Source organism: Desulfoluna butyratoxydans (assembly GCF_900699765.1).
GTDB classification, from domain to species: Bacteria; Desulfobacterota; Desulfobacteria; order Desulfobacterales; family Desulfolunaceae; genus Desulfoluna; species Desulfoluna butyratoxydans.
Genome location: NZ_CAADHO010000002.1, coordinates 732241 through 755210, shown reverse-complemented (window position 1 = coordinate 755210; position 22970 = coordinate 732241). Strand labels below are relative to the sequence as shown.

Genomic DNA, 22970 nt, shown 5'->3' with positions numbered 1-22970 from the left:
GCCCAAGGCCTGCAAGGATGAGAGAGGAAGTTGACTTAGGATGCGCCCAGAAAACGAGAGGAAACTGGCCGTCATACTGGGATTGGTTCTGCTGGCGACAGCGGCGCTGTGCTACACGGTGCTGAAGCCTGACGCGCCGGAAGAACCGGTTCGTATGCTCTTCAAGGGAAGCGCGGGGGATGTACTTTTTACCCACCAGATCCATGTCAATGAGTACGACACGGACTGCGCTTCATGCCATCACAACCTGGATGACGGTGATGAAGAGTACAACTGCAGCGAATGCCATGAACCCGGCGCGTCGGAAGACGACGATGTGATGGGTCGAACCGACGCCATACACGCCCAGTGTATCGGTTGTCATGAAGAGATGGGGGCTGGTCCCGCCGAATGTGCGGAATGCCATGCCACGCCAAAGTAACGGGCCTATTCGTCATGAGATGACGCCACCGCCCATGCCTTGACGACCCCCTTGCCGGCGCCTGAAAGGCCATGGGCCCGACCCATGGGAACGTTCCGGGCGGCTGGACTCATCACCAAAACACCATCACAACACAGGGACTGAGACTACTACAATGATACGACGATCGTTTTTCGGCTACCTGGCGGCAAAACTGCCCTACGAGACGGTGCAGGGCGGACTTCCCGACCCCGTGGACACCGGTCTCCCCGGGGAAGTCACCCTCCAGATTCAGGTGGGTGCCGACCAGAAAAGCCTCGTGGATAAAAAGAAAACCATCCTGAAAAAAGGGGTGGAGGTTCAACGGGGAGCCCTCTACGGACTGTTTGATGAAAAGAAGCACGACCTGACCGCGCCGGTCTCCGGCACCGTCGGCAGCGTGGAAACCCGCACCGGCAACTACGGACGGCACTTCGCCCTGGTGAACATCGCCACCAGCGAAGAGGGTGAGCCTTCCCCGGCCTTTTCCGAGGCCCTGGACCAGGACCCCAAAGGCGAAACAAGCCTTGCCTTTCTGTCCAACCTTCCCGGACGCCCGCCCTTTGCCCGGCTCGGAAGCGACAGCATCCACACCGTGATCCTGAGCGCCCTGGAAAAGGACCTCTTCACCAACGTCAACCAATACGCACTCCAGGCCCGTAAGGCCGACTTCAAGCGCGGCGCGGACTTCATCAAGGAGCTGGCGCCCAAGGCCCGCGTGGTCCTGGCCCTGCCCCAGTACCTGGAGGCCGAAGCCGGGGACACCGGCTGCGAGACTGTGGGGGTGAAAAACCTCTACCCCAACGGCAACCCCCTCCTGCTGGCCAAGCGCCTGTCCGGCACCCCGGTGGAAGCGGGCAAAACCCTGGAAGAGGCCGGCTTTCTCTTCTTCAGCCCCGAGTCTGTGGCGGCCGCCGGAAAGGCCCTTCGCACCCGAAGCCTTCCCCAGGAAAAGCTCGTCAGCCTCACCCTTAAAAACAAGCAGACCAAGCTGGTCAATGCCCGCATCGGCACCCCCATCTCCCGGATCTTCGAAGCGGTGGGCGAGACCCTTGTGAAGCGAGACCACCTCATCGTGGGCGGCCCCCTCACCGGCATGTCGGTCTACACACCGGACTTCCCCGTGGACCCGGACACCGACGCCATCCTCTGCTACGGCCCGGAGAACATGCCGCGCCTCACCGACACATTCTGCATCAACTGCGGCAAGTGTGTGCGTGTCTGCCCGGCCAACATCCCGGTCAACCTTCTTATCCGCATGCTGGAAAACGGCCTCTACGAAGAGGCGGTGGAAAAGTACGATCTCGACGCCTGTGTGGAATGCGGCCTCTGCAGCTTCATCTGCGTGGCCAAGATGCCTCTGTTCCAGCAGATCATGCTGGCGCGGCACACCCTTGCCGAGAGTAAAAAGAGTGCTGAAACGGGAGGCTCCAATGACTGATTCAACCAAACTGATTGTATCCCACGCGCCCTTCTACCGGGACGCCTGCACCGTCATGAAGCGCAGCTACCTCATCATGGCCGCTGCCCTTGTGGCCCTGATCCCCGGCTGGGTCATGTTCGGCGCCCCTGCCCTGGGTGTTTCCGCCCTGGCCGTGGCCTCGGCCATCTTCTGGGAGCTGGCCGCCAACACCCTCATGAAGCAGCAGCCCACCGTCGGTGACGGCAACGCAGCCATGGTGGGCCTCATCCTCTCCATGCTGCTGCCCGCAACCGCCCCGTGGTGGATGGTCATCACCGGCACCTTTGTGGCCATCATCATGGGCAAGGTGGCCTTCGGCGGCATCGGGGGCAACCCCTTCTGCCCGCCGGCCCTTTCCGCGGCGGTCCTCACCGTCTCCTGGCCCTCCCTCATGAACTTCAACGGCATGCTCGTGGATTACGACATGATGTGGACCATGGTGGATCCCCTCATCAACGTGAAGTTCTTCGGCGCGGGCATGGCCGAGCTCTACCCCCCCATGGAACTCCTCATGGGCCACCAGGCCGGTGGCATCGGAGCGGTCTGCGGAGCCGGGCTCATTGCCGGCGGCATCTTCCTGATGATCCGCGGCATCAACCGGTGGGAGATCTCTCTCTCCTTTCTGGCGGGCGTCTTTGTCAGCGCCTGGCTGTTCAGCATGAGCAACCCGGACCTTTACGCAGGACCCGTCTTCCATCTCCTCAGCGGTTACACGCTGGTGGCCGCCTTCTTCCTGGCCACGGAAGACGCCTCCTCTCCGGTAAACGTCGTCCCCATGCTCATCTACGGCTTCGGGGGCGGGGTGCTCACCGTGCTGATCAGAAACAAAGGGGCCTGGGTGGATGGTGCCCTGTTTGCCGTGCTTCTCATGAACCTGGCAAACCCCATCCTCGACATGATCCGACCGAAAGCATTGGGAAAGGTGTAACATGAACGATATGTTTAAGATGGTACTGGTTCTCGCCGTCCTCACCTCCGTCTCGGGCGGGGTGCTGGCCGGGGTTCGAACCCTGACGATGGACCGCATCGAGTACCAGCAACTCAAATTTCAAAAGGAACCGGTCATTCGATCCATCCTGGCGGATGCGGACAATGACCCCATGGCCGATCGTTTCAAGGTCAAAGACGGCGAAGTGTCCCACACCATCTTCCCCGCCAAGATCGGCGATCAGAACATCGTAACCCTCGAAGCCTTCGGCAAGGGTTTCTCCGGCCCCGTGGGGCTGCTGGTGGCCTTTGACATCGACAACGACACCATCGTCGGCAGCGGAGTCACCATCTCCACCGAGACCCCGGGTTTCGGCTCCAAGGCCAAGGAGGACCCCTCCTTTGTGGCCCAGTTCGAAGGAACCGGCACCGACCAGACCGCCTCGGTGAGCAAGGACGGCGGCGACATCGACGCCATCTCCGGCGCCACCATCACCAGCCGTGCCGTGTGCGTGGCCGTCAACGAAGCAGGTGCCCTCTACACGCGCCTGAAGCCGGAGCTGGTAAAACGCATGGACAACCTCGCGTCTGAAGGAGGGAGCAACTGATGGCCAAGTCATTATCCCAGGAGTTCGTCAAGGGTCTCTGGGAAGAGATCCCCCCATTTCGCCTGGTGCTGGGCCTCTGCCCGGTCCTGGCCGTCACCCGGTCCGTGGAGAACGGCATCGGCATGGGCATCGCCACCACCTTCGTGCTGGTCTGCTCCAACCTGCTGATCTCCATGCTGCGAAACGTCATCCCCTCGAAGATCCGCATCGCCTGCTTCATCACCATCATCGCCACCTTCGTTACCGTGGTGGAGTTTCTCATGCAGGCCTTTGCCTACCCCCTCTACCTGAAGCTGGGGATCTTCATCCCCCTCATCGTGGTTAACTGCATCGTTCTGGGCCGGGCCGAAGCCTTTGCCTGCAAGAACGATGTCGCCCACTCCCTGGCCGACGGCCTGGGCATCGGCCTGGGATTCACCCTCTCCCTGGCTGTGTTGGGTACCTTCCGCGAAGTGCTCGGTGCAGGGACCTTTCTGGGGCACAGCGTTTTCGGAGACGCCTTCCAGCCCTTCACCTTCATGGTTGAGGCCCCCGGCGCGTTCATCGGGCTGGGCATTCTCCTCTGCCTCATGAACATCGCATCGTCGAAATAGAAAGGAGGGCGAGACACCATGACCGAATACATTTTGCTGGCCATCAGCTGTATCTTCGTCAACAACATCATGCTCACCCAGAACCTGGGGGCCTGCCCCTTCCTGGGGACCTCCAAGAGCATGGACACCGCCGTGGGCATGAGCATGGCCGTCATCTTCGTTCTCGTGATGGCGGGTATCACCACCTGGACGGTGGAAGCGGCGATTTTGAAGCCCCTGGACCTTCAGTTCTTAAGGACCGTGGCCTTCATCCTCATCATCGCCTCCCTGGTGCAGTTCGTGGAGATGTTCCTTAAAAAGAGCATGCCCTCCCTGTACGCGGGCCTCGGCATCTTTTTGCCCCTTATTACCACCAACTGTGCGGTAATGGGGGTCTGCCTCATCAACATCAACGAAGAGTACACCTTCATGCAGGCCCTGATCTCTTCGTTCTGCTACGCCACAGGCTTCGGCCTGGCCCTGGTCCTCTTTGCAGGGGTCCGGGAGCGTGTGATCCTGGCCCGAGTGCCCCGCCCCTTGCGGGACACCTCCATCGGCCTCATCACCGCAGGCTTCATTGCCCTGGCCTTCTTCGGCTTCAAGGGCATGGGGTAGCGATTCTCCCCTGAGGCAAGATCTGTAAACACGAAAAAGGGCGACCCGTTACGGGTCGCCCTTTTTTTGTCTCCGGTGGGTCGCTTTTTGAATAAAGCGCCGCAAAAACGTCCCGGGGTTGAAGAGACGCGCCTTGATAAACAAAAAAATAAAAGGAGTTATGGCCGGTTGTGATGCATCCAAAAAAATAAAACCTGTTTATCAAACGTTTCAAAAGTTTGGTCCCCGGCAGGGCCGCCGGAGGCAAACTCTAAATGCGTTTGCCCTGTTCCAAAACCCTTGACCCACAGCACCTATTCTGACAACGTGTTACCGTAAAGCACACATGTGTTTTCCAAGGCACCCCTTTCACAGCCCCTCAAAGACCGACCAAGAGACCCTGACCATGACAAACACACCGTCCCAGGACACCCCCAACCTCCCCATCGGCACGGTGATCCACGACAAGTGGATCGTCCTCGAATTTGTCGCCAAAGGCGGCATGGGCGAGGTGTACAGGGCCCACCAGGTCAACCTGAAACGCGACGTGGCCATCAAGGTCATCTCCCGGGAGTGGCTCCTCTCGTTCCAGGGGGACGATGAAGAGCTGGAAACGGCCCTTAAGCGCTTCAGGCGAGAGGTGGAAGCCATGGCCTCCATCCGGCACCCCTGCGTCATCCAGGTCTATGACCACGGCCTCTTTACACCGCCGGACGGCAGGGAGGCCTTGGAGTTCATCGCCATGGAGTTTGTTCCCGGGGCCACCCTGCGAGACACCATGACGGAAAGCGGCTTCGACCCGGAGGACGAACCGGCGGCCCGGTGGATCCGGCACACCTTTCTGCCCCTTCTGGAAGGGGTGGAGGCCATACATGCCGGCGGCATCGTCCACAGGGACCTGAAGCCCGAAAACATCCTCATGGATGGGGCCACCCCGAAGATTTCCGATTTCGGACTGGCCCGCTCGGGAAAGTGGCAGGGCCTCACCCACACCATGGATATGCTGGGCACCCTGCAGTACATGTCGCCGGAACACATGGCCGATGTCCGCCGGACCACCCACCTGTCCGATGTCTACGCCCTGGGCAAAATCCTCTTTGAAGCCATGGCCGGGCCCGAAGCCTTGCGGCCCCTCACCTTCAAGCAGGCAGGGCTTCCGTCCCCGGAGTCGCCCTTTTTTGAAGAGATCCACCAAATCATCGCCTCGGCCACGGCAGAGATCCCGGAAGAGCGCACCGCCACGGTGGCGGAGCTGAGCAGCAGGCTCACAGAGGCCCTCTCCCTCACGGGCAGCCCGGCCACGGCTTCAACGAAAAAAACGGTGCCCGCCCTTTACACATGGGCCATCCTCTGCCTTCTTGCGCTGTTGTGTGCCATCCTTGTCTGGCACTTCTCCGGCCCGGAACCGGTGAATCACCTCGGCGGCGGAGCAGCCGGCGAGCCTCCGGGGGGCCAGCCCCTCCTGGCGGAAAACAACACCACCATGCTTCGCATCAACTCGCCCCGTGCCCAAGAGGGAGCCCCGGCCTCCTTTTACATGTCGGAAACCCAGGTCACCAACCTCCAGTTCATCGCCTTTTTGAACCAGCAGCCCAGGGCACGGGTCACTGTGGACGGCAACCGGGTCATGGGAGACGGCAGGCTCTGGATGCTCATGAAAAAACAGCCTCTCCCTCCGCCTCCGGGGACGTCCGACCACCAGGCCCCCATTACCTTTAAAAAGGGACAGTTTGTTTTGATCAGCGGAGACAGCGCCGCCTGCCCCGTGGTCAATATCTCGGGATACGCGGCCCTTGCCTATGCCGAGTTCTACGGCAAGGCCCTGCCCAGCTTGGACCAGTGGGAGGCCGCAGCAGCGGTGCCGCCATCCGATGATGCCACACCGGAAAGCCTCCCCTTTCCCTTCCCCGTACTTGTCTTTAAGCCCAACACCTTCGGCATCCGAGGCGTGGGTACGCCGGTGATGACCGAGTGGGTGCTGGCCGAAGGGGACGTGGCCCCTGAACCCGTCCTTGCGCGCCCGACCATGCACCCCAAAGCCGACGGAAACGATACCTTCCCCGACGTGGGCTTCAGGCTGGTGGCCCCGGCAACACCGGTCAGCGACTAGCCCAAGGCCCGACGTATCAAAAAGGCAAAAGCCTAGCCCGGATATTTCATGAAAAAATCAAACAGCAAACGCTGATTTACATTTTGCATTTTCAAAATAGCTGACATTCTTATTATAGATAACTAAAATCATGGTGTTTTTCATTTGGAAGATTATTTTCTCATGAAATATCCGGGCTAAATGCGTTGGCCATAGCCTTTCCTTGATGTGTAGAGACTGCTCAGCACCATAATAAGGCAGGCCAGGGCCGTAAAAGCGCCCCAGATCATAAGGCTGGGATCCCGCAACACCCCGGGAAGCCGGGTAAGGTCCCGGCAGAGGCCTGCAGCAGAAGGAAACAAAAGAAGAGCAAAAAAAGCGGAAAAAAGCAGGTTTCGATGCAGGGTTCCAAGAAAAGAGCGCCCTGCGCCCAGGGCATGGACCAGGGGCATAAAAACGTCCTCCGGGGTGCCATGGAGTGGGTTGCCCTGGTCCACAGCCAGATCGGCCTTAGCCATGGCCGGAGCGTCTTCCGACCCATCCCCAACCACGCAAAGATTTTTTCCCCGGTCACGAAGGGCTGCCACGGCCCCTCCCTTCTCCCCTGAAGGCAGATCGGCCAGCACCCCGTCCATGCCCAGTTGCGAGGCCAGGACACCGGCGGAGGCGGCAGGTGCCCCGGTCAGAAACAGCACGGTGAGCCCCATCTGTTTCAAGGAGGCCACAGCGGCTTCGGCCCTGTCTGTCATGGAGTCGGAAACAGCCAGAAATCCCAGAACCGTTTTTTCGGATGCCACCACCAGGGTGGTGTTCCCGTCGGCTTCAAGGGCGTCCAGTACCTCCCCTTCGTGATGAAAACAGACGCCGAGGGACGCCAGCCAGCTGGCCTTGCCCACCCGGACAATCCGGCCGTCCACCACCGCCTCCACCCCTTCTCCGTGGGGTTTAAAGTCGGTTGCCCGGCTTCGGAAGTTACCCACCCGCTCGGCGTACAGCGCAACGGCCTTCGCCAGGGGGTGGTCTGAGTCCGCCTCCGCTGCATCGGCAAGGCGCACCAGCCGGGATTCGGTCTCACCGTTCATGGGCACCGCATGGATCACCCGGGGCCGCCCCCGGGTCAGCATACGGCTGCTGGAGAAAACCACTGTGTCGACCCGACCGAACCGTGCCAGCCCCCCAGGTTGCCTTTCCCACAGACAGCCCGTTGGGCCTTTTTGCCAAACGGCCACGGGCAGGGCCAGCCCCACGACACAGGGAAGGGCAAGCATGAGCACCATGGCTCCACGGCCCAGGGCAACCACAAGCGAACCGGTGGCCAAAGCCCACGCCACGAAGATCACCATCGCGGCAAGTCCCAGCACAGCAACCAGCATCAGCGCCGCCCGACTCGCAGCTCCGGGCATGGCAGCCCCACGCCCTTTATTCACATGTTCCGAACCACTGCCAGCGACACGTCCGTTGCCGTGTCCCACCATGCCTGGTGCCCTCATCTCTGCTTCGCCCATCTTTACCCATCCGTTCTTTATAAAAAAAACACCCGCTACACACCGGGCACGGCGACACGATAATCGAACCCGCGGGGAATGGCAATGCCGCACAGCCGGTCACCCAGGGTAAACGCATGTAACAATTCAGTTGCCTCCGGCGGGTCGCTTTTTGAAAAAGGCTCCGCAAAAACGTTCCGGTAATCAAGGAGCTATGCAAGGTTGCTGTGTACACCAAAGAAATAAAGCCTGTTTGTCACACTTTTCAAAAGTTTTGCCCCCGGCAGGGCCGCCGGAGGCAAAAATCCAAATGCGGTGGTCTAAGCGGTCACCCTTCAGCGACGCAGCACCCGGGCCCAGCGCCAGACATTGAAAAAACCGGCCAGGGCCGCGGCCACGTAGGTCAGGGAACAGGCCACAAGGATTCGTCGGGCGGCGGGAAGGTCCTCTTTGGGGATGTAGGGACCAGATTGAAGGAGGGGCAAAGCCCTGCGGAAGCTGGCGTCCAGCTCCACGGGCAGGGTGACCAGGTGGACCAGCACCGGCGTGATGAGCAGGATTCCTGCTCCCACCAGGATCAGGCGACCCATGATGGGAGCCTTGAGCACCACGCCCACAAGGGGAAAGACGATAAAGATCAGGGTGCCGCATCGATCCACGGCCTCCGACAGCTTGATGAGGCGCCCCCGGGCAAAAAAAGGGGGGTAACCCCGTGCGTGCTGGAGGGCATGGGCCACTTCATGGGCGGCCACCACAACGGCGGAAAGGGTCCTGCCCTGGGCAAAGGCCGGTCGCAACCCCACGCACTTTTGCCCAGGGTCGTAATGATCCCCCAGCAGGGAGACCTCGGCCCGAACCTCCTTCAGCCCCAGCTCCTTGATCAGAAGACGGGCGAAATCGAGTCCGGTGCCCGAAAAATAGGCATCCCGGTTGTAGCGGGCAAGGATGTATCGTGCCCAGGCCTGGGGCCCGAAGAGAATCACCAGGATAAGAAGCGCTGCAACAAGAAAAGTCATGAACACTCCCGTAACATAAAAGGGCACGGGAAATCCGCAGCCCTTGGGGTGCAGATCAGGCAGTCAGGGTCCCTCCGGCCAGGGACCGGTACCGCACCTCGGCGGGGAGGTCGCACTTTTTCCCCTGCTCGTCCAGCCTGACAAAGGTGATGGTGGTGGAGAACACGTGCCTCTCGTTCGTGGCCCCGGGCTCGTCGGAGAAAACCTCCACCCCGTACCTCACGGAAGAGCCCCCCTTTTTCACCGGCTCGATCTGAAACCGCAGGATGGCCCCGCTGATCACCCTCTGCTTGAACACGATGTCGTCCATGCCGATGGTCACCAGGGTGCAGCCGGGAAAATCCCGCGACGCAACGAGCCATGCATATTCATCGATCCATTTGAGCAGGGCCCCTCCAAAAAGATAGCCGTGGTGGTTGAGGTGTTCGGGGCGAACAATGGCATAGGTGTCCATAAACGATTCTCTCCAGCGTCACGTGTTAAAAAATGCCTTTCCCAGAGCCCTTCGACCCGGTGAATTCGGCACACAGCTCCTGTGGCGTGTCTGCGGCTCCCCTTCGAACACACCCGTAACCGGGCCGATAAAAGAGCCTTCTGCACTCTACACAGGCTCTTTCCGGGTTTCAATGCAGATTTTCTCACCCCTTTATGGCCGCTCCTTATCTGTGGTATACTGGCACATTGCAAACGCACCTTCGCGATGCCTGCCCCGCCCCCGTCGACCCGGAACCGGAGTCTTCCTGCAGGCCCTCTTCGCCATCGCACACCCCGACCCAAAAAGACCGGCACCATCCCTTCCCTTGCGGCCCCTGTGCCCATGCGCCGCCGCCCAAAGGAAACCTGCCATGAGCCTTCGCCTTAAACTGACGCTTTTTATGGCCTTGTTTACGGCCACCCTGCTCGGCGCATATCTCGCATGGTGGCTCCCGGCGTATACCCGGCGGGTCGAATCCGACCTGATCACACTGGGAGAGGCCGAGGTCGCCCTCCTTGCCGAGGCCATGCGGCCCGGCATCCTCTCTGCGCCGCCGGGGGGCCTTGTGGGCGCCCTGGAGCACACCCTTGAGACCTCTCCGGTCTGGAGTCGCGTCATCCTGACCGATGCCCGGGGAAAGCAGGTCTACCCCCCCACGCCGGAGCCCCCCGAAACCACGCCCCTGACCTGGTTCGACGCCTCCATCACCCACGGCATGGAGGAGATTGCCACCCTGCGCCTCGGCGCCAATGTCAAAGCCCTCACCGCAAAGCGCACCGAGGCCGCCGCCCGCATGGGCCTTTTGCTCATTGCCCTGCCCGGGATCCTTACCATGGCCCTGCTCCTGTACATGACCCGGCGGATTACCCGGCCCCTGAACCGGCTGGGCGTTGCGGCACACCACATTGCACGCGCCGATTTTAGCGTCACCCTTCCCGGGGCCACAGGCGATGAAATCGGCCTGCTGACCCACGCCTTTGACACCATGAAGACCCGCCTTGCGCAACGGGAAAAAAAAGGCACCGAGGACCAGCGACGCCTCTCGGCCATCATCAACAACGCGGCGGCCGGTCTCATCACCATCGACCATGCAGGGACCCTGCGATCCCTCAACCAGGCGGCGGAACGCATGTTCGGATACGCATCCAGGGACGTCCTCGGACAAAACATCCGCATCCTCATGCCCCGGCCTTACCGAAGGGAACACGACCGATTCATACGGCGCTACCTCCAGTCAGGAGAAAAACGAGCCATCGGCATCGAGCAGCAGGTCAAGGGCAGGCGGAAAAACGGCGAGGTGTTCCCCATCTGGCTTGCGGTCTCGGAGATGAAACAGACCGAAGAGCCCATGTTTGTGGGATCTATCCTGGAAATCACCCAGCAGAAGAGCGCAGATGCCGAGCTGATGAAACACCGGGACAACCTGCGCGCCATGATCCATGAGCGCACCAAGGACCTGGAGGTCGCCATGGAGAAGGCCGAGTCCGCCAACCGGGCAAAATCCAACTTCATCTCCAACATGAGCCATGAAATCCGCACCCCCATGAACGCCCTGCTGGGCTTTCTGGCCCTGGCCCTGGAAAAGGACGACTTGCCTGCAGAACTCCGAAGCTACCTGGAAGTTGCCCACCGCTCCTCCTGGAGTCTCCTGGGCCTCCTGGACGACATCCTCGACATCTCCAAGCTTGAAGGAAACCGCATGGAGCTGGAGTTCACCCCCTTTGACCTCACCGCCCTGCTGCGGGACATCTCCCAGACCATGGCGTCAGCCGCCCGAGAAAAGGGCCTCTACCTGCGGTTATACATGGCCACGCCCATGCCCCGGTACTGCTCAGGAGACCCCATGCGCCTCCGGCAGGTCCTCTTCAACCTTCTCTCCAACGCCGTGAAGTTCACCCACAACGGGGGCGTCACCATTCATGTGGAAGCCCTCACCGGTACGAACATCCACTTTGCCATCAACGACACGGGCATCGGTATTCCCGAAGACCAGCTGAAGCGTATCTTCGAGCCCTTTGCCCAGGCCGATGACTCCACCACCCGACGATACGGGGGCACCGGTCTCGGAACCGCCATTGCCAAGCAGCTCACCGAACTCATGGGCGGCACCATCTGGGTCAAAAGCGAGGTGGGCAAGGGAAGCACCTTTCACCTGACCCTCGCCCTGCCGGAGGCCACAGCGCCCCACCGGGAAGCGCCGCAGCCCCATGTGCCGGTCCCGGTGACGGCAGCCATTTCCGTCCTCGTGGCCGAGGACATCGATGAAAACGCCAAGCTCATCATGATCCGCCTGGAGCAGCAGGGACACGGGGCCGTGTCGGTCTCCAACGGGCAGGAGGTTCTCAAAGCCCTTGCCGAAAGGCCCTTTGACCTCATCCTCATGGACGTTCACATGCCGGAAATGGACGGCCTGGAGGCCACCCGCAGAATCCGCGACGGTGCTTCCGGCAAGGCCCCCCGAACCATCCCCATCATCGGACTCACGGCCAGCGCCGGAAAGCAGGATGTCATGGAATGCCTGGGCGCGGGCATGGATGAGGTGGTCACCAAGCCCATCGATTTCACGCGCCTCTTTGCCGCCATTGAGGCCACCCTCCCCTTTGAGGGCCTCACGGCCCAGCCCACAGCAGAGCCTACTGATGACTCCTGCAACACCTGGCCGAGAATTACAGGGGTCGATATGCAAAAGGCCATGGCCACCTGGGGAGACCGGACCGTCTACCTCAAAGCCCTCTCGTCATTCGTGCAGAAATTCAAAGCAACCCCCCAGGCCATGCTCCGAGCCGTGGAGGCGGGGGGCACCGATGGCATCCACCAGAAACTCCATGCCATCAAAGGGGCGTCTGCCAACCTCTGCATGACCGAAGTTCACAGGGCCTGCCAGGCCCTCACACCCCTGCCGGGCCCCGACGAAAGCCACAAAGCGCGCCCCCTTCTCCTCACCCTCCACGGCGCGTTCCAACGATTGGCCCAGGCCCTGACACTGCCGGACCGGAAGGCCCCGACCACAGCCCACCCCGAGCGCTCCCCGGAACAGACGGCAACCTGGTTTGCCGAGCTGTTCAACGCCCTCGGCACCGACAACCCGGACCGGGTGGCGCCCCTTCTGGAACCGACAGTCGCCTGTATCTCCGAGGCACACACCCAAGCCATCCAGGACAGGGTGGAGCTGTTCGACTTCCGAGGGGCAGAGGAAGAGGCCAGGAACACAGCCCGAGACATGAACATTTACCTAAACGGGGAAGCCCATGGCGCAAAAACATAAAATACTCGCGGTGGACGATGAGCCCGGCAATCTTCAGATCATCCGGCTCATCCTCAAGGACCACTACGATCTGGCCTTTTCCACCAGCGGGCGGGAGGGTCTCCACGCGGCATACAAGCACCGGCCCGACCTTCTGCTTCTGGACGTAATGATGCCGGACCTCAACGGATACGACCTGTGCCAAAACCTCAAGGCAGACCCCAGGACCCGGCGTATCCCCATCATCTTCGTCACGGCCATGGGGGATGTGGAGGACGAAAAAAAAGGGCTGCAGCTCGGGGCCGTGGACTACATCACCAAACCCATCAGCCCCCCCATTCTCAAGGCCCGGGTCAACACCCACCTGGCACTCTATGACCAGAACCGGGAGCTCGAACATGCCGTTGCCCGCCGAACCCGGGACCTTCACTCCAGCCGCCTCAAGGTTATCCAGCGCCTTGGAAGGGCCTCGGAATACAAAGACGACGAAACCGGGGCCCACATTATCCGCATGAGCCACTACTCCCGGATGATCGCCCTGGCCGCCGGGCTCTCCCAGGAGGAGGCCCAGCGCCTCTTCACCGCCGCCCCCATGCACGATGTGGGAAAAATCGGCATCCCCGACAACATCCTCCAGAAACCAGGGCCCCTCACTGCCGAAGAGTGGGTCATCATGAAGCGCCACCCCGCCATCGGAGCGGAGATCATCGGCGAGGACGACTCCGAACTCCTGAAATACGCCCGCACCATTGCCCTGACCCACCATGAAAGATGGAACGGCTCCGGGTACCCCGGTGGCCTTGCCGGTGAGGCGATTCCCTTTGAAGGGCGTATTGTCGCCCTGGCCGACGTCTTTGATGCCCTCACCAGCAAGCGCCCGTACAAGGAGGCGTGGCCCGTGGAAAAAGCCATGGCCCATATTGCCGACGAATCCGGCGGCCACTTTGACCCGGCCCTGGTCAAGGCCTTCATGGGCATCAAAAAACACCTGCTCTGGGTTCTCAACAAATGGGGCGACAAGGCATGAGCCCCGGTATCCGTTACCCGAACAACCCATCCTTATCAGGAGACCTTCCGTGGAAAAATGGACCATTTTGACCGTGGATGATGAGCCCATCAACCGAGAGGTCATCAAACATATCCTCAAAGATCACTACCGGCTGATGTTTGCCGAAAACGGTTTCAAAGCCCTGGCCATGGCCACTGGCAGCCTGCCGGACCTCATCCTCCTGGATGTGATGATGCCAAAGATGAGCGGCTACCAGACATGTGTCGCCCTGAAAAAGGACCCCAGGACCCGGAATATCCCCGTCATCTTCGTCACGGCCATGACCGACATCGAAGACGAAACCACGGGCCTGGAAATGGGCGCCGCCGACTACATCACCAAACCCATCAGCCCCGCCATCCTCAAAGCACGCATCGCCACCCACCTGGCCCTCTACAACCAGAACCGCACCCTGGACGCCAGGGTCAAGGAGCGCACCAAGGAGCTCAACAACACCCGCCTTGAAATCATCCAGCGGCTGGGAAGGGCCTCGGAGTACAAAGATGACGAAACCGGGCTCCACATCCTGCGCATGAGCCACTATGCCCGTCTGCTCGGCCAGGCCATCGGCCTGCCCGAGGTGGAGGTCAACCGCCTGTACAATGCAGCCCCCATGCATGACATCGGTAAAATCGGCATCCCGGACTGCATCCTCCAGAAACAGACGGCCCTCACCGAAGACGAATGGCAGATCATGAGACGCCACCCCAAAATCGGGGCGGAGATCATCGGCCCCAACCCTTCCCTTCTGCTTCAGATGGCCCGCACCATTGCCCTCACCCACCATGAACGCTGGGACGGCAGCGGCTACCCCCGCCGACTCAAGGGCGAAGCCATCCCCATCGAAGGCCGCATCGTGGCCGTGGCCGATGTCTTTGATGCCCTGACCTCAAGGCGCCCATACAAAGACGCCTGGGATGTCAGCCGGGCAGTGGACTACCTCCGAAAGGAATCGGGACACCTCTTTGACCCGAACCTGATCAACCAGTTCATGGGCATCCTTTTCCAGGTGATCGAGGTCAAAGAGCGCCTCGCCGACCACCCTGAGGCCGTGCACCGTGCGGCGGCAAACTGAAGCAAAACCCTGTGGAAAACCCGATTTTGCTCGAAGCCCGCGACTGGCTGCCAAGTCGCCCGGCCCTGGCCGCCCGACCACAACCCATCATGATTATAGAGGATAACACAGGCATTCTGGCCAACCTAATAAGGGAGAGCCGGGGATATCCACCCCTTGACATTAAATGAATGATCGTTTATTAAACTCCCATGAGACCCAAAGACGAAACCAAACGAGAGGCCATCCTAAATGCCGCCATGGTGCTGATCAACACCCTGGGTCTGGCCCACACCTCCATGTCCAAAATCGCCCGGGAGGCTGGGGTCTCCCCCGCCACCATCTACATCTACTTCGAGAACAAGGACCATCTTCTCCTCACCCTCTACGTGGAGGTCAAACGGGAGATGAGCCGGGCCATCCTGGACAGCCTGGACGACGACCTGGACATCCGGGACGCCTTCCGCTTCATGTGGGAAAACCTCTACGCCTACTACCTGGCCTACCCGGACCACTTCGTCTTTGCCGAACAGTTCTGCAACGCCCCCATCGCCGATGCCGTGGAGGAAGAGGAGGCCAAAGGCTTCTTCGCACCCTTCACCCACCTCATCGAGCGAGGCCAGAAAGAGGGCATCCTCAAGCAGGTTCCCATGGAACTCCTCGTGGCCTTTGCTTTTCACCCCCTCACCCAGCTGGCCAAACAACACGTCAAAGAGGGAATCGCCATGGACGACGACGGCCTCGAAGCCGCCTTCTCCTGTGCCTGGGACGCCGTGGCCGCCCCCGAGGCATAACTTGCCTCCGGCGGCCCTGCCGGGGGCCAAACTTTTATAAAGTTTGACAAACAGGTCTTGATAGCTTTGGCATGAATTCCAGCGATTTTGACTGTTCTAATTTTTCGGAAAGTTTTTTGCGGAGCTTTTTTCAAAAAAGGGAACCTCCGGGGGCTCTGCCCCCCTCACCATAGAAGGCATCGCCTTTGCTTCTCTCCTCTTTGTGCTTCCCAACCCACGCCAGTTTTTCACTCCATGTCTGCTAAATTCGCCGTAACTTGATGATAACCTGACTCCGCTGTTGGAAAGTGCCCCAAAAGCGCCCTCCTGCTTCAGACTGTAGACAAAGGGATGAAAAAGATACCTTATTAGACTATTACAAATAAACAATCGTTCATTTATTATAAAATTTTGCAATCTTTCTGTGTATTGCCATGGCGTAAGACCAAGTCCTTTTCTCCCATATGCCCCCCATGCCACATAGCTTGTACCGCACACGTTGCGACGTTAGAAAAGGAACGCGGTTATTCCTTGGGTATAGGCTAATCCCAAAAACAACGTCCTGTTCAGCTCCCTTCCTGACCGCCCATGGCAACGGGGCCACACTTTTCATTGAAAAGTGCTAAACGATCGTTCTTTTATTATATCTTTTTAGAAGCAGTATGATGATAACAGAGTCCAGAACCATTGCACCCGATGCCACAGGTGTCCTCGTCTGTAATAGGGTTCCCACAATACCCATCTCCCTCTTATGGACACATATAAACAAACGATTATTCGTTTATTATAAGCACATCAAGAACACGGCGTTTTTATTCATGTTTGACTTCTATTACCGTTGGCTTCGGCGGTTCGCAGGGGCAATGTTACCCTGAATGGCTATACCGACCAGAGCATACGGGCAGCCCGTCAGCACATGTGGTGAGCCCGAGGAACGAAGGCTTGGAGCATCTGCGATACTGGGGTCAAAGGGCCCAGCCTTTTGCCGCCGAAGACAGTACGGTTAAATCGACACTGGATAAGTAGCGACAACGTATCCTTCTCATTCTGAGCTTGTATGCCACCCCGGACAAACCACCAGCGTTGATGTCGGGCGAAGCCCGAGCCAAAGGCCCTTGTGCTTTGGCCCGAGGAACGATGGGCGAAGCAAAAGGGCAATATGCTTTCGAGGTGGCTCACCTCGCTGCCAGCGCCAGGCTTTTTATGCGTCTAAAATGAAATCACGGGGGTGGAGAGGTGTTGCTTGGCCACGGAGATGGAGGTGTTGCTGCCGCTGAGAACGCTGTAGGCGGCGGCAAGGGCAAGATCGGGGGTGTTGTTCTCCTCGCTCAGGTGGGCAAGGACAAGGTGGGAGAGCCGGGACCGGTCCACGGCATCCAAAAGGGTGGCGGCCTCTTCGTTGGAAAGGTGGCCCACACGGCTGCGCACGCGCTGTTTCAGGGGCCAGGGGTAGTTGGGATTGTCGTAGAGGAGCTCCGGGTCGTGGTTGGACTCCAGGATCAGGGCGTTGCAGCCCGACAGGTGCTCTTTGACAAGGTGGCCTGCAATGCCCAGGTCCGTGGCGATGCCCAGGGTCGATCCGGACGGGGTGGTGACCCGAAATCCGGAGGTATCGGCCGCGTCATGGGAGATGGAAAAGGGATGGATCTCCAGCCCCCCCACGCAAAAACGCCTGCCGCACTCCATGGCCTGAATGTCCATGGCTTTGGTCTTGCCGAGCTTCTTGACCGACCCCGTGCGGGTGGCCTCGGTGATGAACAGGGGGATCCCGAACCTTCGACACACCACCCCCACGCCCCCCACATGGTCGGTGTGCTCATGGGAGACCACCACGGCAGAGAGGGTCGTGGGATCGAGGTCCCGCTCAGACATGCGCCGCTCCAGCTCACGGCCCGAAAGACCGCAGTCAAACAAGACCGCCGTCTCTCCCCCCTTTACGTACAGGGCGTTGCCCTTGCTGCCGCTGGCGAGCTGGCAAAAACAGTTTTCCGGTTCCTGAATCTCAGTCATCTCATGTCATCCCAAAGAATATAATGCCTCCGGCGGCCCTGCCGGGGGCCAAACTTTTGAAAAGTTTGACAAACAGATCTTAACAGCTTTGCTATGAATTCCAGCGATTCTGACTGTTCTAACCTTTCGGAAAGTTTTTTGCGGAGCTTTTTTTCAAAAAAGCGACCCACCGGAGGCAACTTATTTTTTAAATGCGCTTGCGCAATAAGCTTTCGAGGTGGCTCACCTCGCCGCCGGAGGCTGTTTTTTGGAGTTGAATCGTTACTTTTTGTTTTGATGTTGCACCGGCTTTATACGCCGGTGTGCCCGAAGCCGCCATCTCCGCGCTCTGTGGCGTCGAGGTCGTCCACCACGGTGATCTCGGCCTGCCAGACACGGGTCACGATCATCTGGGCGATGCGCTCATTGCGATTGATAATAAAGGGCTCGGCGCCAAAGTTAATGAGGGCCACCTTGACCTCGCCCCGGTAATCGCTGTCGATGGTGCCCGGTGCGTTGACGATACCGATGCCGTGCTTGACGGCCAGGCCGCTCCGGGGCCGGATCTGGGCCTCAAATCCCTTGGGAAGGGCCATGGAAAACCCGGTGGGGATCAGGGCCACGGCACCGGGTGCCAGGGTCACGGGTGCTTCATTGGCCGCATGGATATCCATGCCCGCGGCCTCTTCGGTCATGTAACGAGGCAAGGGAACGTCGCTGTTTTTCTGCGGGTCAAGGCGCTTGAAGGCCACCCGGGGTCTGTCGGTCATATCGGCTCCATATAATAAAAAAATGCGTAACTAATCAGTTCAAAAGCGCCTCCGGCGGCCCTGCCGGGGGCCAAACTTTTAAAAAGTTTGACAAACAGGTCTTAAGAAAGTCATTCCAGGCTTCGCCGAAAGAAATTCGTCACTTCTTTTGGAAAGTTTTTTGCGGAGCTTTTTTTCAAAAAAGCGACCCGCCGGAGGCATGCTTTTTTTCAGCACCCTTGCCCATAGGAGACTCGTTTTACGGAGCGGCAAAAAAATACCGTAACAGGCAGAGACAAAAAAAGGTACCCCCACACAGGAGGTACCTTTAATTTTTTTGGTGTCATGGGGAGCCGGCCATGGGGTCAGCCGGACGCCATCACAACCCGAAGACCTTTCGGATCTCTGCTTCGGAAGGGTCGGGACCGAGGACGGCCACGGCGGGTTTCTGGCTGAAGGCCATGTCCGCGACCTTTCGGACCTCTTCCACGGTGACGGCCTCGATCTGGGCCACCACCTCATCCAGGGAGAGCTGGCGTCCGAAGTGGAACTCGCTGGAGGCAAGTCGTGCCATCTGGCTGTCCACGCTCTCGGAGGCCAGGAGGATATTTCCCTTGGTAAAGGCCTTGGCCTCGTCCAGGGTCTCCTGGTCCACGCCGTGCTCGCAGAGCCTCATGAGCTCCTGATTCGTCACCTCCAGGCATTCGGTGAGCCGGTCCGGGCTGACGCCCGCATAGACACCGACCATGCCGCTGTCCACGTAGGACGCGTTGAAGGAGTAGACGTTGTAGGCAAGGCCACGCTTTTCCCGGATCTCCTGAAAAAGCCGAGAGCTCATGTTCCCGCCCAGGATGGTGTTCATCAGGGAGGAGGCAAAGCGCATCTCGTCGGTGACGGAGAGGCCGGGCCACGCCAGGCTCACGTGGGTCTGCTCGATGTCCCGGGACAGGGCCTTCACCCCGGACAGGGGGGCAGGCACCTTCCGCACGGGAAACCCGTCACGGGCCTTGATGCCTTCAAAGGCCGGGGCCAGAAGGGAGACAATCTCCTCGTGGTCCACATGGCCTGCGCAGGAGATCAGCACCCGGTCGGGCTGGTAGAGATGGGAAAAGAACCGAACCAGATCCTCCCGCCCGTACCCCAAGATCTGCTCCCGGGTACCCAGAATGGACCGCCCCAGGGCGTGATCCCCCCAGAAGCACTCTTCCAGGAGGGTATGGATATGATCCTCGGGGTTGTCCTCCACCATGCCGATCTCAGAGAGAATCACCGGCCTTTCGCTCTCCACCTCTTCCTGGGAAAAGGTGGAGTTCAGAAAGATATCGCTGAGCAGGTCCGCCATGGTGACGAGATGCTCATCCATCACGCGGGCGTGATAGCAGGTGTTCTCCATGGAGGTAAAGGCGTTGGTCTGCCCGCCAATGGCGTCGAAGGCCTTGGCGATGTCGTAGGACGACCGCTTTTGGGTTCCCTTGAAGAGCATGTGCTCGATGAAGTGGGAGAGCCCGCCTTCGGACACGGCCTCGTCACGGGCGCCTGCGTCTACCCAGACGCCCATGGAGACGGACCGCACATGGTCGATCCGTCTCGAGACGATGCGTACGCCGTTTGTCAGTGTGGTCTTATCGACGGCCCCTGTCATTGCCCCCTCGACCACCTCGTCCGCCGCGTCCGCGGTCATCCCTTCGGCCGCCCCTGTCGTCCCGGCGTCCGCCGCGGTCATCGCGGTGGGGACGTGCCTCTTCCCCTTCGGGGGCGGGCAGGACTGCCTTGTGGCTCAGGCGGATTTTTCCGTCGCGGGTTACCTCAAGGACACGGACCTTGAGCTTGTCCCCTTCGCTGACAATGTCGGAGACACTGTTCACGCGGTAGTGGGCCAGCTCGGAGATGTGGACGAGGCCGTCCACGCCCGGGCGGATGGTGACAAAAGCGCCGAAGTCGGCGATCTTGGCCACGGTGCCTTCGTACTCTTCACCGGGCTCGGGATCGGTGCCGATGTCGTTGACGATCTGAACCGCTTTGGCTGCGTCTTCCGCGTTGACGGCGGTGATCTTCACGGTGCCGTCATCGGAGACTTCCAGGCGGGTGTTGGTGTCGGTCTGGATCTGGCGGATGTTCTTGCCGCCGGGGCCGATGATGTCTCGGATCTTGTCCGGGTTGATCTTGACCACGTGCACCTTGGGTGCGTGGACAGAGATCTCCTCACGGGGTGCGTCGATGGCGTCGAGCATCCTGTCGAGGATGTGGAGGCGACCTTTACGGGCCTGCTCCAGGGCCTTGACCATGATCTCCTTGGGGAGTTCGTTGATCTTGATGTCCATCTGAAGGGCGGTGATGCCCTCGGAGGTACCGGCCACTTTGAAGTCCATGTCGCCGGTGTGGTCTTCATCCCCGAGGATATCGGAGAGGATGGCCACTTTGTCGCCCTCTTTCACGAGGCCCATGGCGATGCCGGAAACCGGCTTGGAGATGGGCACGCCGCCGTCCATGAGGGCCAGGGTGCAGGAGCATACCGTACCCATGGAGGAACTGCCGTTGGACTCGGTGACCTCGGAGACGAGGCGCACGGTGTATTCGAAGTCTTCCTTGGAGGGAAGGATCGGCTCGATGGCACGGAAGGCCAGGGCACCGTGACCGATTTCACGTCGGCTGGGTGCACCCACGCGCTTGCACTCTCCCACGGAGTAGGGAGGGAAGTTGTAGTGCAGCATGAAGGGCTTGGTGGTGTCCCCGGAGAGGGTCTCCACACGCTGCTCGTCCATGCCGGAGCCCAGGGTCAGGATACCCATGACCTGGGTCTCGCCGCGGGTGAACAGGGCGCTGCCGTGGGGGCGGGCCAGTACGTCCACGTCGCAGGTGATGTCGCGGATCTCGTCAAAGGCGCGGCCGTCGATGCGGTGCCCGTCTTCGAGGATAATGGCGCGGGCCACCTTCTTGCTCAGGGAGCTGAAGATATCGGAGATCTCGTCCTTGCGCTCAGCCATCTCTTCGGAGAGGCCTTCGATGAGCTCGGCTTTAACGGCTGAGACAGCGGCTTTACGGGCCATCTTGTCTTTCACCTGAAGGGCTTCGCGGACCTTGGCGGCCGCCTGGCCGTCCACAAAGGAAACCAGGGACTCGTCCACGGCAGGGGCTTCCACCACGCGCTTTTCACGGCCCACAGCCGCACGCATCTGCTCCTGAATATCAATGAGGGGCTGGATGGCGTTGTGGCCTGCTTCCAGGGCCTCGATCATCTCGGCTTCGGAAACCACTTTGGCCCCGGCTTCCACCATGGTGACACCGGTCTTGGAACCGGCCAGTACGATGTTGATGTCGCACTCTTCCATCTGGCTCAGGGTGGGGTTGATGACGAACTCACCGTCCACACGGGCCACGCGTACGGCGCCGATGGGCCCTTCAAAGGGCAGCTCGGAGATATGCAGGGCCGCGAAGGTGGCGATCATGGCCAGAACATCGGGCTCGTTCTCCTTGTCCATGCTCATGACGGTGGCGATGACCTGGGTCTCGCAGCCGTACCCGTCGGCAAAGAGGGGTCGGATGGGGCGGTCGATGAGGCGGCAGGTGAGAATCTCTTTCTCGCTGGGACGCCCCTGCTCACGCCTGAAGTAGTTGCCGGGGATACGTCCGGCCGCGTAAATCTTCTCCTGGTACTCCACGGAGAGGGGAAGGAAGTCGATTCCCTCCTTGTTCTTATCGGCCCCTACGACGGTAACCAGTACACTGGTTTCGCCCATCTGTGCGATGACGGCCCCGGAGGCCTGCTTGGCGATTTTGCCGGTTTTAAGGGTCAGTGTCTTTCCATTCAGCTCGGTTTCAAAGCTGTATTCTTGCATCTATTGCTCCTTGGTTAGGTGAAACCGCTGCGTTCATTTGTGAGGCCCCTCATCGAACGTCCTCATAAATAACGGCACGCGTGAGCCATCCACCCATATGACGGGGGTCGATACCTCAGGTGTGCTTATTTAAAAGGAGTTCGGTTTCGGGTTGCCTCGTGTGCGGCGGTCAAGGGGTATGGGAGTGCGGAGGGCACCGGAACCATTTCCGGTGCCTTCCGCAAAAACCATCTATCGTTTGAGGCCGAGTCGTGCGATCAGCTCACGGTAACGAGTGATGTTCTTCTTCTTCAGGTAGTTCAGAAGACGACGGCGACGGCCGACGAGAATCAGAAGGCCACGACGTGAGTGGTGGTCTTTCTTGTGTACCTTCACGTGCTCGGTGAGGTACTTGATTCGGTCGGTCAGAAGTGCAATCTGCACTTCGGGGGAGCCGGTATCGGACTCGTGGGTTTTGTACTGCTCGATGGTTCCCAGTTTCTGCTCAGTGGTAAATACCATGGATCTTGCCTCCAAATCTGGGCGCGCACCCTTCGGAGGGACGTTTTTCCGCTCCGTCGTGCTTGATCGCCCTTAATGAATAAAATTGGAATAATGAAAACCGGCAAACC

The 22970-nt window shown here is 59.9% G+C and carries 19 protein-coding genes; 11 read left to right on the top strand and 8 right to left on the bottom strand.

Annotation, left to right across the window (positions count from 1 at the left end; genetic code table 11):
• Window positions 1-40: 40 nt before the first annotated feature.
• From MSL71_RS08255 to MSL71_RS08225, 7 genes are all read left to right on the top strand, one after another.
• Window positions 41-421 (top strand): cytochrome c3 family protein, encoded by a 381-nt coding sequence (locus MSL71_RS08255; RefSeq protein WP_180138682.1) that lies wholly within the window; start codon window positions 41-43, stop codon window positions 419-421.
• A 154-nt stretch (window positions 422-575) separates the two neighbouring features.
• Entirely contained in the window at window positions 576-1880 is a 1305-nt protein-coding gene (locus MSL71_RS08250) for a 4Fe-4S dicluster domain-containing protein (protein WP_180138680.1), read from the top strand.
• Window positions 1873-2829: an RnfABCDGE type electron transport complex subunit D gene (locus tag MSL71_RS08245; RefSeq protein ID WP_180138678.1), complete on the top strand. Its 957-nt coding sequence runs from the start codon at window positions 1873-1875 to the stop codon at window positions 2827-2829. The genes MSL71_RS08250 and MSL71_RS08245 overlap by 8 nt, the downstream gene beginning before the upstream one ends.
• Before the next feature lies 1 nt (window position 2830).
• The gene (gene rnfG / locus MSL71_RS08240) at window positions 2831-3436 is read left to right on the top strand and encodes an RnfABCDGE type electron transport complex subunit G (protein ID WP_180138676.1); all 606 of its coding nucleotides are present in this window, start codon (window positions 2831-2833) and stop codon (window positions 3434-3436) included.
• Entirely contained in the window at window positions 3436-4029 is a 594-nt protein-coding gene (gene rsxE / locus MSL71_RS08235) for an electron transport complex subunit RsxE (RefSeq protein ID WP_180138674.1), read from the top strand. Before rnfG ends, rsxE begins: the two co-directional genes overlap by 1 nt.
• Window positions 4030-4047: 18 nt before the next feature.
• On the top strand, window positions 4048-4623 hold the full coding sequence (gene rsxA / locus MSL71_RS08230; RefSeq protein ID WP_180138672.1) for an electron transport complex subunit RsxA: 576 nt from the start codon (window positions 4048-4050) through the stop codon (window positions 4621-4623).
• A 385-nt stretch (window positions 4624-5008) separates the two neighbouring features.
• The gene (locus MSL71_RS08225; protein ID WP_180138670.1) at window positions 5009-6712 is read left to right on the top strand and encodes a bifunctional serine/threonine-protein kinase/formylglycine-generating enzyme family protein; all 1704 of its coding nucleotides are present in this window, start codon (window positions 5009-5011) and stop codon (window positions 6710-6712) included.
• 176 nt (window positions 6713-6888) lie between these two features.
• Here MSL71_RS08225 and MSL71_RS08220 read toward each other — a convergent pair whose 3' ends face one another.
• The 3 genes from MSL71_RS08220 to MSL71_RS08210 all read right to left on the bottom strand — a co-directional run bounded on the left by MSL71_RS08220 (window position 6889) and on the right by MSL71_RS08210 (window position 9645).
• Window positions 6889-8166: an HAD-IC family P-type ATPase gene (locus tag MSL71_RS08220; RefSeq protein WP_281374465.1), complete on the bottom strand. Its 1278-nt coding sequence runs from the start codon at window positions 8164-8166 to the stop codon at window positions 6889-6891.
• Window positions 8167-8510: 344 nt separating this feature from the next.
• Complete coding sequence (locus MSL71_RS08215) at window positions 8511-9191, bottom strand: zinc metallopeptidase (RefSeq protein ID WP_180138667.1); 681 nt, start codon at window positions 9189-9191, stop codon at window positions 8511-8513.
• A gap of 55 nt (window positions 9192-9246) precedes the next feature.
• Window positions 9247-9645, bottom strand: a complete 399-nt coding sequence (locus tag MSL71_RS08210) for an acyl-CoA thioesterase (RefSeq protein WP_180138665.1) — start codon at window positions 9643-9645, stop codon at window positions 9247-9249.
• A 391-nt stretch (window positions 9646-10036) separates the two neighbouring features.
• Here MSL71_RS08210 and MSL71_RS08205 point away from each other — a divergent pair, with 391 nt between their 5' ends.
• The 4 genes from MSL71_RS08205 to MSL71_RS08190 all read left to right on the top strand — a co-directional run bounded on the left by MSL71_RS08205 (window position 10037) and on the right by MSL71_RS08190 (window position 15806).
• Entirely contained in the window at window positions 10037-12931 is a 2895-nt protein-coding gene (locus tag MSL71_RS08205; protein ID WP_180138663.1) for an ATP-binding protein, read from the top strand.
• Window positions 12915-13937: a response regulator gene (locus MSL71_RS08200; protein WP_180138661.1), complete on the top strand. Its 1023-nt coding sequence runs from the start codon at window positions 12915-12917 to the stop codon at window positions 13935-13937. The genes MSL71_RS08205 and MSL71_RS08200 overlap by 17 nt, the downstream gene beginning before the upstream one ends.
• 49 nt (window positions 13938-13986) lie before the next feature.
• Window positions 13987-15033, top strand: coding sequence for an HD-GYP domain-containing protein (locus tag MSL71_RS08195; protein WP_180138659.1), 1047 nt, complete (start codon window positions 13987-13989; stop codon window positions 15031-15033).
• A 191-nt stretch (window positions 15034-15224) separates the two neighbouring features.
• Window positions 15225-15806 carry a TetR/AcrR family transcriptional regulator gene (locus MSL71_RS08190; protein WP_180138657.1) on the top strand — a complete coding sequence of 194 codons (582 nt, stop codon included), beginning with the start codon at window positions 15225-15227 and terminating at the stop codon, window positions 15804-15806.
• A 1188-nt stretch (window positions 15807-16994) separates the two neighbouring features.
• Here the strand turns inward: MSL71_RS08190 and MSL71_RS08185 are convergent.
• The 5 genes from MSL71_RS08185 to rpsO form a co-directional block, all read right to left on the bottom strand.
• Window positions 16995-17795, bottom strand: a complete 801-nt coding sequence (locus MSL71_RS08185; RefSeq protein ID WP_180138655.1) for an MBL fold metallo-hydrolase — start codon at window positions 17793-17795, stop codon at window positions 16995-16997.
• Window positions 17796-18085: 290 nt separating this feature from the next.
• On the bottom strand, window positions 18086-18544 hold the full coding sequence (dut, locus tag MSL71_RS08180; protein ID WP_180138653.1) for a dUTP diphosphatase: 459 nt from the start codon (window positions 18542-18544) through the stop codon (window positions 18086-18088).
• A 358-nt stretch (window positions 18545-18902) separates the two neighbouring features.
• Complete coding sequence (locus tag MSL71_RS08175) at window positions 18903-20204, bottom strand: M16 family metallopeptidase (RefSeq protein WP_180138651.1); 1302 nt, start codon at window positions 20202-20204, stop codon at window positions 18903-18905.
• Window positions 20146-22359 carry a polyribonucleotide nucleotidyltransferase gene (locus MSL71_RS08170; protein WP_180138649.1) on the bottom strand — a complete coding sequence of 738 codons (2214 nt, stop codon included), beginning with the start codon at window positions 22357-22359 and terminating at the stop codon, window positions 20146-20148. The genes MSL71_RS08175 and MSL71_RS08170 overlap by 59 nt, the downstream gene beginning before the upstream one ends.
• Before the next feature lie 231 nt (window positions 22360-22590).
• Window positions 22591-22860, bottom strand: coding sequence for a 30S ribosomal protein S15 (gene rpsO / locus MSL71_RS08165; protein ID WP_180138647.1), 270 nt, complete (start codon window positions 22858-22860; stop codon window positions 22591-22593).
• Window positions 22861-22970 lie beyond the last annotated feature (110 nt).

Bases quoted from the DNA above. Each gene is read 5' to 3' on its own strand.
- MSL71_RS08255 (WP_180138682.1), top strand. From the start codon at position 41: ATGCGCCCAGAAAACGAGAGGAAACTGGCCGTCATACTGGGATTGGTT.
- MSL71_RS08250 (WP_180138680.1), top strand. From the start codon at position 576: ATGATACGACGATCGTTTTTCGGCTACCTGGCGGCAAAACTGCCCTAC.
- MSL71_RS08245 (WP_180138678.1), top strand. From the start codon at position 1,873: ATGACTGATTCAACCAAACTGATTGTATCCCACGCGCCCTTCTACCGG.
- rnfG (WP_180138676.1), top strand. From the start codon at position 2,831: ATGAACGATATGTTTAAGATGGTACTGGTTCTCGCCGTCCTCACCTCC.
- rsxE (WP_180138674.1), top strand. From the start codon at position 3,436: ATGGCCAAGTCATTATCCCAGGAGTTCGTCAAGGGTCTCTGGGAAGAG.
- rsxA (WP_180138672.1), top strand. From the start codon at position 4,048: ATGACCGAATACATTTTGCTGGCCATCAGCTGTATCTTCGTCAACAAC.
- MSL71_RS08225 (WP_180138670.1), top strand. From the start codon at position 5,009: ATGACAAACACACCGTCCCAGGACACCCCCAACCTCCCCATCGGCACG.
- MSL71_RS08220 (WP_281374465.1), bottom strand. From the start codon at position 8,166: ATGGTGGGACACGGCAACGGACGTGTCGCTGGCAGTGGTTCGGAACAT.
- MSL71_RS08215 (WP_180138667.1), bottom strand. From the start codon at position 9,191: ATGACTTTTCTTGTTGCAGCGCTTCTTATCCTGGTGATTCTCTTCGGG.
- MSL71_RS08210 (WP_180138665.1), bottom strand. From the start codon at position 9,645: ATGGACACCTATGCCATTGTTCGCCCCGAACACCTCAACCACCACGGC.
- MSL71_RS08205 (WP_180138663.1), top strand. From the start codon at position 10,037: ATGAGCCTTCGCCTTAAACTGACGCTTTTTATGGCCTTGTTTACGGCC.
- MSL71_RS08200 (WP_180138661.1), top strand. From the start codon at position 12,915: ATGGCGCAAAAACATAAAATACTCGCGGTGGACGATGAGCCCGGCAAT.
- MSL71_RS08190 (WP_180138657.1), top strand. From the start codon at position 15,225: ATGAGACCCAAAGACGAAACCAAACGAGAGGCCATCCTAAATGCCGCC.
- MSL71_RS08185 (WP_180138655.1), bottom strand. From the start codon at position 17,795: ATGACTGAGATTCAGGAACCGGAAAACTGTTTTTGCCAGCTCGCCAGC.
- dut (WP_180138653.1), bottom strand. From the start codon at position 18,544: ATGACCGACAGACCCCGGGTGGCCTTCAAGCGCCTTGACCCGCAGAAA.
- MSL71_RS08175 (WP_180138651.1), bottom strand. From the start codon at position 20,204: ATGACCGCGGACGCGGCGGACGAGGTGGTCGAGGGGGCAATGACAGGG.
- MSL71_RS08170 (WP_180138649.1), bottom strand. From the start codon at position 22,359: ATGCAAGAATACAGCTTTGAAACCGAGCTGAATGGAAAGACACTGACC.
- rpsO (WP_180138647.1), bottom strand. From the start codon at position 22,860: ATGGTATTTACCACTGAGCAGAAACTGGGAACCATCGAGCAGTACAAA.